At 59.0% G+C, this 11,019-nt stretch carries 10 protein-coding genes and 1 tRNA gene; 3 read left to right on the top strand and 8 right to left on the bottom strand.

Annotation, left to right across the window (positions count from 1 at the left end):
• A partial coding sequence (locus PDO_RS04370) for a hypothetical protein (protein ID WP_007598325.1) occupies positions 1-648 on the bottom strand: 648 nt, incomplete at its 3' end.
• A gap of 379 nt (positions 649-1,027) precedes the next feature.
• On the opposite strand from PDO_RS04370, the gene PDO_RS04365 reads away from it, so the two are divergent.
• Together PDO_RS04365 and PDO_RS04360 are read left to right on the top strand one after the other, a co-directional pair.
• Positions 1,028-1,104, top strand: a tRNA-Pro gene (locus PDO_RS04365).
• 153 nt (positions 1,105-1,257) lie between these two features.
• The gene (locus PDO_RS04360; protein ID WP_007598323.1) at positions 1,258-2,283 is read left to right on the top strand and encodes an extracellular catalytic domain type 1 short-chain-length polyhydroxyalkanoate depolymerase; all 1,026 of its coding nucleotides are present in this window, start codon (positions 1,258-1,260) and stop codon (positions 2,281-2,283) included.
• Between the two features lie 15 nt (positions 2,284-2,298).
• On the opposite strand, the gene PDO_RS28525 is transcribed toward PDO_RS04360, so the two are convergent.
• The 6 genes from PDO_RS28525 to PDO_RS04330 all read right to left on the bottom strand — a co-directional run bounded on the left by PDO_RS28525 (position 2,299) and on the right by PDO_RS04330 (position 7,525).
• Positions 2,299-2,448 carry a hypothetical protein gene (locus PDO_RS28525; protein WP_007598321.1) on the bottom strand — a complete coding sequence of 50 codons (150 nt, stop codon included), beginning with the start codon at positions 2,446-2,448 and terminating at the stop codon, positions 2,299-2,301.
• Positions 2,449-2,518: 70 nt separating this feature from the next.
• Positions 2,519-2,815 (bottom strand): hypothetical protein, encoded by a 297-nt coding sequence (locus tag PDO_RS04350; RefSeq protein ID WP_007598319.1) that lies wholly within the window; start codon positions 2,813-2,815, stop codon positions 2,519-2,521.
• 69 nt (positions 2,816-2,884) lie between these two features.
• Entirely contained in the window at positions 2,885-4,129 is a 1,245-nt protein-coding gene (locus PDO_RS04345) for an O-antigen ligase family protein (RefSeq protein WP_007598318.1), read from the bottom strand.
• Complete coding sequence (locus PDO_RS04340; protein WP_007598317.1) at positions 4,126-5,685, bottom strand: undecaprenyl-phosphate glucose phosphotransferase; 1,560 nt, start codon at positions 5,683-5,685, stop codon at positions 4,126-4,128. Before PDO_RS04340 ends, PDO_RS04345 begins: the two co-directional genes overlap by 4 nt.
• Positions 5,686-5,803: 118 nt before the next feature.
• The gene (locus PDO_RS04335) at positions 5,804-6,946 is read right to left on the bottom strand and encodes a glycosyltransferase family 4 protein (RefSeq protein ID WP_007598316.1); all 1,143 of its coding nucleotides are present in this window, start codon (positions 6,944-6,946) and stop codon (positions 5,804-5,806) included.
• Positions 6,947-6,949: 3 nt separating this feature from the next.
• Positions 6,950-7,525 carry a polysaccharide biosynthesis/export family protein gene (locus tag PDO_RS04330; RefSeq protein WP_007598315.1) on the bottom strand — a complete coding sequence of 192 codons (576 nt, stop codon included), beginning with the start codon at positions 7,523-7,525 and terminating at the stop codon, positions 6,950-6,952.
• Between the two features lie 187 nt (positions 7,526-7,712).
• On the opposite strand from PDO_RS04330, the gene PDO_RS04325 reads away from it, so the two are divergent.
• The gene (locus PDO_RS04325) at positions 7,713-9,935 is read left to right on the top strand and encodes a GumC family protein (protein ID WP_007598308.1); all 2,223 of its coding nucleotides are present in this window, start codon (positions 7,713-7,715) and stop codon (positions 9,933-9,935) included.
• A gap of 12 nt (positions 9,936-9,947) precedes the next feature.
• On the opposite strand, the gene PDO_RS04320 is transcribed toward PDO_RS04325, so the two are convergent.
• Positions 9,948-11,019: GNAT family N-acetyltransferase (locus tag PDO_RS04320; protein WP_007598306.1), on the bottom strand; the 1,072-nt coding region annotated here is incomplete at its 5' end.

Here is an 11,019-nt window from a genome sequence, read left to right as displayed (position 1 = left end):
CATCGATCTAAAAGGCGCCGTATGCATTTGCATTCCCATCACTCCGTCATGCATGACGTAGGAGACGAGTTGACGAAGTCGGTGGAGATTTTGCTGGTTTGTTGTCTTGAGTTCGCCACTGTGTACCCCACCGGCGATATTGGAAACGTACTTTAGAATTTCGACTCGAGTGAACCACGTGTTAGCGAAAAATAGAACCTTTTGCCGAAGAAATTCCTCTATCTTTACTCGCTTAAGTTCTGTGTCGGGCTCTCCCCTCATACCTTCCAGCTTAATATGCTCGTCTTTGCCCTGGTAGGGCTGGATCCAGTTCATATACATGGTCAGAACCTCAACACGGCTACCGAATATTTTGCTGGCTCCTAATGAGGCAAAATACAGACCTTCTTCGTCCACCTGCTTTGTCATGCTGTCGATGTCTGGGGCGGTAAGGAAAAGAGTTCTTCCAAGGCGCGGAGAAGCGACTTTCGGTAGGTCGCCGGACTCATCAATTAAAAGCCTTCGTAAAACATTGCTGAGCCGGCGGAGATCTCCAGATGTTATGGCGATCTTTGCCACCACGTCACGCATATGCTGTAGGTCGTCCAAAAGATTGAAGGCCGCCTGTTTTGTCGCAGCCTGGCGCTTCTCTATACTCATTTTGGCCATAGCAACCTCAAGTGATACTCTATAAATTGCGTCGGCGAAGCCTTAGCAAGTGATGGCTTCACCTGCCCGATACTTGCTTCCGATCTATCCTCCATCTACAGCTCGGCATCGTATTGATAGATATTAAAGCGATCCGTCACAACCCTCTGTTATTTCGGGCGGGCATAAGGGTATCGCGATTGCCCGACGGAATGCTGCATTCATGTTTCACCTGTAAGTTTTCCGGATCTCAACGTGAACGTCTATGGGACTTTGGTGGGACTTTTCGTTCCATCCTGTGCATTTATAGGCCCTCGTTCCTTTTTTAATCTGCGGCCTGCTTTTTCCGCTTGCGCCGGGAAAGCCAAAAGTCTAACAGGATCAAGCCTTATAGGCGGGTCGGGGCGTAGCGCAGCCCGGTAGCGCACTTGACTGGGGGTCAAGGGGTCGTCGGTTCAAATCCGGCCGCCCCGACCATTTAATCCTTGATATCCCAGTAGTTTTTCAGATTATCCACAGACAGAAGTACGGGCTCTGCCCGTCACGCTGATTTTTCTCCTCGCAAGTCCTATGTTTGCTGCAATGCAGCATTATATGCGATGATAGAGACTGACAAAGAGTGAGAGCCTGATGCGCTTCAAGATCCCTATGCCGCTATCATCGATCCTGCGGGAGCAGCGCAGGTGGGGCAAGAAACTCACCGCCGCAATGCGTACGCTGCCGACGTTTGATGCGCCCAAGCCTGCACGTGTGAAGCCTGCGCGTGCGCGGGCGAGCCGTTCGGGGCTCGTGGAAGTTCATGCCTTCGGCCACAATCCAGGCCGGCTGCGCATGCTGGAATTCGTCCCGTCCACCAAAGCGGAGCGCAGTGCTCTTGTGGTCGTGTTGCACGGTTGCCTGCAGACCGCTCAAGGCTTCGACCATGCTAGCGGCTGGAGCCGGATGGCGCGCGAAAAGGGTTTTGTCCTGCTTTATCCGGAACAGACCAAGCAGAACAACCAGAACCTCTGTTTCAACTGGTTCCGCCCCAGCGCCGTTGCCAGGGATCGCGGTGAACTGATGTCGATCCGTCAGATGATCGAACATTCAGCCGATCGTCACGGGATCGCGCCGGACCGTATTTTCGTCCAGGGCCTGTCGGCAGGCGGCGCGATGACCGCCGCCTTGCTGTCCACTTATCCCGATCTGTTTGCCGCAGGCCAGATCGTCGGCGGCCTGCCTTTTGGCGCGGCACGCGATGCGATGACAGCCTTGTCGGTGATGAAATCCGGTGCCAACCGCAATGCGTCGGAATGGGGCGATCTGGTCCGCCAGGTACGCCCGGATACCAAGGCGCAGCCGGCGGTATCGATATGGCACGGCAGTGCCGACCATGTTGTCGCCCCGGTCAATGCAAGGGCAAGTCTTGCCCAGTGGCTTGATCTGTATGGTCTGGAGGAGCAGCACGGGGTGGAAGTGGTGACGACCACCGGCAAGTCGCACGTCTGGAAGGATCGAGAGGGTAGGGTGCTTGTCGAGTTCCGCATGATCGACGGGCTCGACCATGGGTTGCCGATCACCCGGCGCGCCGGCACGACCGAGCGCCAGCCATACATGCTTGAGGGCGCCATAAGCGCCCCCGTGCAGTTCTATCGAAGCTTTATCAAGCCGGTGTAAAACACCGTATATCGCTCAGTTCTCTTCCACCGAAACGCCATTTTCGCCGATGCGAAGCTCCACGCCCTGTGGCTTGCTTTCCTCGCGGTAGACATAGGCACCGAGGCCGACCACGGCCACGACGAGTGCACCGATGATGAGATAGAGACCGTTGCTTCGATTCATGAATTTCTCCTGTCTGTGTCGTTCAGGCAGGTAAGCGATGGAACAAGGTTTTGTTCCATGATGCGGGAAATTAATCGTCGTTGGTGGCGTTGAGGTTTTCCGGGCGGATGCCATCGACCTCGTGCGGGCGGCGCGAAAGGCGGATGCCTTCGCCCCCTTCACCACCTTGCCCGGCGTCGAGGAATGCAATGCCCATGTCTTCCAGCGCTTCCCTGAGCCGTGCAAAGGTGTCCGGGCCGGCATCATAGGCGCGCTCGGTCTCGATCTGCAGGATCATGAGCGCCGGAACGCCACTGGCTGCCGACAGCTTGTCTATCGTCAAGTCGATAAGAGCGCGGGCAGCGCGAATTTGAGCAGCTGAGATCATGACGATTAATATGGCGCAGATGGTGCAGGAATCAAATCTTCTCTGAGATTATTGATCTCTGCACCGCGATCAGGCGGCGTTTTGCCGGATCTGCCGCTGATGGCGCCATTCCAGCGCTCCACATCCCCAGACAATGCCGAGAACAAGATAGAAATGCCGCCAGTGATCGGTGTCGATGACGTTGCCGATCAGCATGTGGCCGACCAGGACGATCCAGGACATCATCAAATACGGCTGCCAGGGTCGGTCGCGCAGCAGATATCGAAAGCCCATCGAGAAGGTCCAGAGGATCATCGTCACATAGGACACGAAGCCGAGCCAGCCATAGGTCATGAGCGACTTGAGCCAGATATTGTGCTCGTCTTCCGGGAAGATCTTGCTGAACATCATCGGACCGATACCGAATGGCCGCTCCATCGCCATTTCGAAGCCAAGCCGGTGGCGAGCGAAGCGGCCGAGATGACCGCCGTCATAGTCTTGAACCAGTTGCGTACGGGCAAGGAAGAGGTCGCGAACCTTTTCGAACTGCAGGGCGATGACCAGTGCAAGCACGATCAACGCGACGGCCGCCAGCGACAGCATCAGGATCTTCAGCCGGAACGCATTGGTGCGTTCCTTCAGCAGCATGATGAAGACAAGCGCCAGCGCCGAAAACAGGAACAGGCCCCAGGCCGCGCGGGAAAATGACAGGAAGACGGCAAAGGTGATGATCAGGATGCCGACAATGCGAAGGGGCGCATCGACAAGCCGCCCGGTCAAAAGGCCGTACATCAGGTAAAGCGTCGGGGCGACCAGAAACGGACCGAACACGTTCGGATCCTGGAACGCGCCCATGGCGCGGTCGTAGCGGGTAAAGATCTCGGCGCCCGGAAAGGCGTGGAAATATCCAAGGATGCCGAGCATGCCGGTGATAACCGCTGCAGCCACCCAGGCCTGGAAGATCAGTTTCAGCCGCTGATGGCGATCTTCGATGATCGCGGCATAGAAGACGGCGGTAATGGCCAGGAAAATCGATACGGCGACATAGAGAACCTGGTCCGTCACAATATCGCGCAGCACGGTCAGCGACAGCATGCCGCCGACATTGAACGTCAGCAGCAGGGCAAGCAGCGGGGCGACGGCGCGCGAGATCTTCAGCCCGAGCAGGAACCACAGCGCCACCTGCACGACCATCAGCAATTCATAGGGTGCTGGTTCGGAGATGACGAAGCCGGACAGAAAGACGCCGAAGGCAATCAGCCATGACGCGACCATCTGGACGGCCGCTGCCTGCGGCCTGAAGGGAACGGGCTGTTGGGCGGCGATCGAGGTCAATAGGCGTTTTCCGTATTGAGCAGACGGATCGGTGTCAGGAACAGGATCTTCAGATCGAAGAGCAGCGACCAGTTCTCGATGTAGTAGAGGTCGTAGGCCGTGCGAAACTTGATCTTGTCATCGGTATCGATCTCGCCGCGCCATCCATTGATCTGCGCCCAGCCGGTCACGCCCGGCTTGACCCGGTGGCGGGCGAAGTAGCCCTCGACGACGTCGCCATAGAGCTTGTCGCGTGTCTGGCCGAGAATGGCATGCGGGCGCGGACCGACGAGGGAAAGGTCACCGCGCAGAACGTTGAAGATCTGCGGCAACTCGTCAATCGATGTCTTGCGGATGAACCGGCCGACAGAGGTGACGCGCGGATCGTTCTTGGTCACCGCGTTGCGCGCCGTCGGGTCGCTCATTTCGGTATACATCGACCGGAACTTGAGGACGTTGATGATCTCGTTGTTGAAGCCATGGCGCTTCTGAACAAAGAAGACCGGCCCCTTCGAGTTCATCTTCACGGCAATCGCCGCGCCGATGAACACCGGCCAGAGCAGCGCGAGAGCCAGAAGGCTGAAAAAGATGTCGAATGCCCGTTTCGCCACAGAATCCCAGTCGCGGATCGGCTTGTCGAGAATGTCGAGCAGCGGCACCGCGCCGACATGCGAATAGGCACGCGGGCGAAAGCGCAGATTGTTCGAATGCGCCGCCAGGCGAATGTCGACGGGCAATACCCAGAGCATTTTCAGCAACTGCATGATGCGCGCTTCCGCGCTCAGCGGCAGCGAAATGATCAGCATGTCGATATGGGCCAGCCGGGCGAACTCGACCAGTTCGGCCACCGTTCCGAGCTTCGGATAGCCGGCGATCATGTCCGGTGAGCGCTGTGCGTTGCGGTCGTCGAAGATGCCGCAAATGCGGATGTCGTTTTCCGGCTGCTGTTCCAGCGCACGGATCAGGTCCTTGGCCGGCTTGCCGCCGCCGATGATCACGGCGCGGCGCTCCATCACGCCGTTGCGCGCCCAGCGGCGGATGGCAAAGCCGATCAGGTTGCGTTCGATGAACAGATAGGCCGCGCCAAGCAGGAAGCACGCCGCCAGCACCATCCGGTAATGTGCGTCGTTGGTGAAAAACAGGAGATTAACCAACGCGGTCATGGCGACCGCTGCCATCCAGCTCGCCAGTACGCGGCCCATGAACCGCATCGGTGTCCGCAGAATGGAAACATCGTAGCAGTCGGCTACCTGCATCAGCACCAAGGCCAGCGCCGCACTGGCGAAACCGTTGATGGCCGAACTCATGAGGTGGTCGTAGGGCGCGAGCGCGAAGAAGAAATTGGCCGCAAGCGCGATGGCAAACAGGCTGAAGAATTCGAGGAACCGCAACTGGCCAATGATGATCGATGGCGAATAGTTGACGTCACTGTACTGACCGGCGATCTGTCGCGCCAGGGCGCTGATTTCCACCGGCTCCGTTGGCCCGTTGGACGTGTCAGGATCAGTGGCCGCCTGGCTCGCCTTTTGGCGCATGGCACCGAGGTCGAATGCGTCTGGCTTATCAACCTTGTTCATTGTTCGCTCTCGCATGTGTGTGCGCGAAAGCTAGCAGCAAGGTCCTAAGAAACGCTTGAGCTTCTCAGGCGGGAAGCGAAGATTCTGTGTCGATTTGGCACAGAGCGAATGGCTGCAGTTAAGAGACGATCAAGTGTCTGCGGTAGAGGCCTTCGAGTTCATGCGCCATCACGGATGCGGAAAACCGCGACTGGAACTGCTCGCGTCTTGGCATGGTATCACGACCCCAACCGGGTGTGAGCAGTGCCTTTGCCATGATGCTGGCCAATGCCCCCGCATTGCCGGGCTCGACCAGCGCATCACTCGCTTGCCCCAGCACTTCCGGAATGCCACCAACGCGTGAGGCGATCACGGTTTTTTCGGCGGCCAGGGCCTCCAGCACGATATAGGGCATCGCCTCCGCCCTCGACGGCACGACGATGATCTCTGATTTCGCAAAGGCCTGTTTGACCGGCATGGCGGGCAGCATGGAGACACGCCCCGAAAGCCCGTTCTGCTCCAGCATGCGCTCGTATTTTGCCTTGTCGGGACCGTCTCCGATGACCAGCCCCTTCAGCGGACGCCCGACCAGTTTTTCGGCCTGGGCAAAGGCTTCGATGAAGACGTCCGGCCCTTTCAGGTCGCGCAGCATGCCGACATAGAGCAGATCCACCCCGTCGGCATCGGTCGGGATCGGTTCGAAATCGCCATCACTGATGCCATTGTAGATGCGCGCGGAATCACAACGGGGTTTGCCGATCTTCGCCTCGTAGGCATTGCGCTCGTAGTCACAGACGAAGGAGATCGCCTCCGTCATGTGTTCAAGCACCCGCTCGATGGCAAAGACGGCCTTGCCTGAGATCTTCGCGCCGGAAAAATGCAGGCTGCCCCCGTGGGGCGAATAGAAGCGGGAAACGCGATACTTTTTCACCCGCAGGGCTGAGCCGATGATCCGCGCGAGCACGCCGCCTTTGGCGCCGTGTCCATGCAGGATATCCGGCTGCAATTCCTCGATTTTCTTGTAACTTTTGATCAGTGCAGAGAGATCGCCGGGACTGATGGACCGGCGAATGGGTATCCGCGTTAGGCCAAGCGAAAGATAGGGGGAGATCTGCTCGAACAGCCTGTCTTCGTGTTCGCTGCCGGTGGAGCTGTCGCAGACGATGCCCACCTGGTGACCGGCACGGCTATGGTATTCGGCCAGGTCGCGGACATGGCGGAAAATTCCGCCGATCGGCGACCTGAAACAATGAATGATGCGAAGCGACCCCGGCTTCTGCATAAATCAGAACAGCCGCTCGCGAACATAGACCGTGTCGCCAGCGAGAATGGGATCGGTGATCGGCACGCGGCCGGTCAGGATCTGGCCGTTGATCTTGCGCGTGACATCGACATCATGCTGGTTGGCCCGGCTGGAAAAACCACCTGAAACCGCAATCGCATTCAGGATGGTCATACCCGGCACATAGGCATATTGCCCCGCCTGTCCGACTTCACCCATGACGAAGATCGAGCGATACCGGTCGATTTCGATGGTGACGTCCGGATCACGCAGGTAACCCTGTTTGAGCTTCTGGGCTACCGCACCTTCGAGTTGTGTAAGGGATGAGCCGCGTGCCGGAACCTGGCCGACCAGCGGGAAGGCGATATAGCCGGCCTGGTCGACGGTATAGGTGTTGCTCAGGCTGGGTTGTTCGAAGACGGTGACGCGCAGACGGTCGCCACTGTCCAGCCGGTAAGGCTGGATGGTTGCCTCATGAAAAACCTTCGGTGCAGGCCGATAACTTGCGCAGCCGGCCAGTCCTGCCGACAGAACTGCTGCCGCGAGCAACAATATCCCGTTTGTACCAGCCCTTGCCATGCGCCTACGCGCTCCCGATCTTTCAGAATTCGATGCCTCGTTATCAATCGGTTAGGGTTAACACCGGGTAAAGAAATTTGCCGTTTGCTTGCTCTGTCCCGGCCGGCGTGCATGGCGGATGCACATATTAACGGTTGAGTTACCATGTTCCTTTACTTTCGCGCTGAATTTGTACCGGGAGTTGGGCATGTCGAGTTTGGGCAACGGTCATCAGGACGTGGATATCGATCTCGCGCAGCTATTCCGTGCCGTCTGGGCACGGAAGGGCAGGATCCTTGCCGCGACGGCACTCACCGGCGCGCTGGCCTTCGTCGGCGCAAGCCTGATAGACCCGACCTATGAGGCCGACGCGCGCATTCTGATCGAGCCGCGGCAGCCGACTTTCTTGTCGCCAGGCTCCGCCTCGACGACCAGCGAACCGTTGTCGGATGAACTCAATATCGTCAGCCAGGTCCAGCTCCTGCAGTCGGTTGATCTGATGAAGCAGGTCGCTCGCGATCTGAAACTGTATGAACGCGAAGAGTTCGATCCCGACACCAAGCCATCCGCTATTTCCGACTTTCTCGTCCTGTTCGGGCTGAAGAAGAACCCGCTCGAGCTCCCGCCCGAGCAGCGGGTGCTGCGGGCATTCAAGGAAAAGCTGCAGGTCTATCAGGTTGAAAAGTCACGTGTGATCGGCATTGAATTCACCTCGAAGGATCCCGCGCTGGCCGCCGCCGTTCCCAATGCGATCATAGACGTCTATCGCCAGCTGCAGAGCGGCGCCAAGCTCGACAGCAATTCCGATGCCGCCCGCTGGTTGGAGACCGAGATCGCCAATCTGCGCGAGAAGGTGCGTGATGCCGAGCAGAAGGTCGCCGAATACCGTTCCTCCGCCGGACTGATGCCGCTGGGCGCCGATTCGTCATCCTTCAGTTCCAAGCAGCTCTCTGACATTTCGTCTGAACTGGCGCGTGTCCGTGGCGAACGTGCCGATGCGGAAGCCAAGGCGCAGAACGTCCTGGCGGCGCTGAAAAGCGGCAGGCCGACGGATACCCTGGATGCCATCGCCGGATCGGAATCGGTTCAGCGGTTGAAGACGACGGAATCGCAGATCCGTGGCCAGATCGCCGATCTGTCGACCACCTTGCTGGATGGGCATCCGCAGATGAAGGCGTTGCGCGCGCAGCTTTCCGGCATCCGCGAGCAGATTGCAGCCGAATCGTCCAAGATCGCGGCAAGCCTGGAAAATGACGCAGCGGTTGCGCGTGAGCGTGAAACCCAGTTGATCGCCCAGTTGAACACGGTCAAGGCCGACAGTGCCCGCGCCGGCGAGGACGAAGTGGGTCTGATGGCACTGGAGCGGGAGGCAACGGCTCAGCGTCAGTTGTTGGAAACCTATCTCGCCCGCTACCGGGAAGCCTCCACCCGCCTAGGCAAGGATGCGAGCCCGGCGGATGCGCGTGTCGTCTCCGGCGCCATCGAGCCTTCCGAGCAGAATTTCCCTAAAGTTATTCCGATCACCATCGTCGCGGCCTTGGCGACGCTGATCCTGAGCGCGGTTCTGGTGATGATGCTGGAACTCTTCAGCGGTCGCGCCTTGCGCCCGAGCGGAAGCCAGGCAGACAACCGCGAACATGACGATGAAGGCGAGCCGCAACTGGCCGGCCCGCAGACTGTTCTGTCGCAGATCCCCGCTGAAACGGCCGCAAGCGAGATCGAAGCGCAAGCCGACGATGATCTGGCCTATGAGATGGAGCAGACGCTTGATTTCCAGGCGGAAAGCCCGGATCGGGATGAGCCGGACTTTGCGCACGAACCGGTAGAGCCGGAAGAGGAAGACGAGTTCTCTGTCTCTGCCGTGGCGACTTATCTGATGGAGGAGGGAACCCGGATCGCCTTTGCGATTTCGCCTTCGGGTGACGATGGCTCGGCGGGTACGGTCCTCCTGGCCCGCGAACTTGCCAGCCGCGGCGTCCGGGTGGTTCTGGTCGACATGACCGGTTCGGCCTGCCCGACGATGCTGATGGCAACCGATTCCGACCTGCCGGGCGTGACCGATCTTCTGTGCGGCGACGCAGCCTTTGCCGATACGATCCATCCGGACCGGCTGTCCGGTGCCGATATCATCCCACAGGGCAATTCGGACATCCGCCAAGCGATGCGTGGTGCTGATCGCCTGTCGATGATCGTCGATGCGCTCGCAGATGCCTATGACATGGTTGTGGTCGAATGCGGTCCGGCCAATGCCGAAGGTGTTGCGCGCCTGAGCCGCAGCGGCACGCATGAGATCATTCTGTCGGCCCCGGAGCCCAATCCGGAAGAGCTGGCCGAAATCATGGCTGCCTTCGAAAATGCTGGCTATTCGGATCTGGTATTGATGGCCGCGCGCTTGCCGGTCCCCGATGATCGCGACCGCAACGCGGCTTGACTAGGCCCATCTTCAATCGTCTGTGCCCGGGGCTTTGGTCGAGGTTGTCGTCGCCTGTGCGCGTAGGCGTTGAAGCAGGCCGTAGAGATGCGCATTTCCCTTGATCGCCGCCTTGGTTCGCGTCACGCTTCGCTGGGCGAGGGCAGCCAGGCGCCCGGTTGCCGTTAGCGGCATCAGGATGTCGTGATGCACGGTCTCCTGGGTACACCAACTGCGCTTGTAATCCTGGTCTCCCACGCCGAAATCAAACAGCGCCGCGCCATTGCGGCAACTGCGCTCGATCACCAGCCAGAACAACAGTTCGCCGGGGCTCGCCTCCGGAACCAGCGTGTCGTCGATGGAGCCGAATTGGCAGATGACGTGATCGCCCTTGCGCGAAAGACCGGCAATGGCGGCAATCTTGCCATCATGTTCACCCTTCAGCCGGATGGCATGCAGTTCGAGCGGAACATCCGAGCCACCGCGGTCGAGGTCGAGCAGCATATGAAAGAAGGCTTGGGTCTCCGGCGCCTGAAACACATTCGGCAGGCCAAACGCTTTGAACCGGGCAGCCTTCTGGACGAAGAACAGCTCCAGCAGCTGCGCTTTCTCCCGTGCCGATCGTGCCTGGACATGCTCAAAGCCGCCCGCACTCTCCAGTTTGCGGATCTGGACGCGATATTTCTTGCGTCGCCGCTTGGCATTGAGCGGTGCGATGGTCTGTTCCATGTCTGCGCCCAGCGGCAGCTGAAAAGCATGGTTCTGGTTTTCGACCGTCGCGAGATCGGCAAGCGGATGGCGTTCGCCGCGCCAATCAAGCGGGATGTTGCAAAGGCTGATCAGGTCCGCCTGGTCGGATAGTGCTTCGCGCAGAGCCTCAGCAATCTCGGTTGCCGGCAGTGCGGCGGCTTTCGCGCGGAAAACAGAAGAGAAAAGGCCACTGTTGAAATTGGTAAAGCGGGTGGCGATGAATTGGGCGCAACGGACCATGTGCAGCCGCTGGATTTCCAGCGGCAGCAGAAACGCCAGCATACCATCGATGCGGCCCTCGACAATGGCAAGCGGATGGCCGTGGGTTTTCACCCATGCCGAACACCAGTCATAG

Source organism: Rhizobium sp. PDO1-076, assembly GCF_000247475.1.
In the GTDB taxonomy this organism is placed as follows: Bacteria; Pseudomonadota; Alphaproteobacteria; order Rhizobiales; family Rhizobiaceae; genus Allorhizobium.
Note: the sequence above shows the minus strand (reverse complement) of the source record. Positions and strands in the feature narration are given on the sequence as shown.